This is a genomic window from Halomonas sp. SIMBA_159 (genome assembly GCF_046536035.1).
GTDB classification, from domain to species: domain Bacteria; phylum Pseudomonadota; class Gammaproteobacteria; order Pseudomonadales; family Halomonadaceae; genus Vreelandella; species Vreelandella venusta_A.
Window position 1 is genome coordinate 1 of sequence record NZ_JAWJBT010001588.1, and the last position, 237, is coordinate 237.

At 60.3% G+C, this 237-nt stretch carries 1 protein-coding gene; it reads right to left on the reverse strand.

All coding sequences use genetic code 11. From position 1 onward, the window contains the following. On the reverse strand, positions 1 to 237 hold a 237-nt coding region (locus R0J87_RS24580), incomplete at both ends, for a hypothetical protein (protein WP_498889656.1).

Sequence of the window (237 nt, forward strand, 5' to 3'; positions counted from 1 at the left end):
CGGCGCGAAGCTCCAGCGAGGGAGACACGCCCTCCATGAGGTAGCGTTCCCAGCCGCGCGCCCACAGCTCGTGTTGATCGACGCCAAAGTTCTCAGCCGTGATCGTCTCGCCGGCCTCTTTCGAGAACCAATCCATGACCGTCTGAAGATCGGCCTTCGTTTGCTCCGTCGCAGCGGGGCGAGCTGCATCGATGATCAGTTCATCAAGCCACTTGTGACCCATTTCGTGGATGAAGG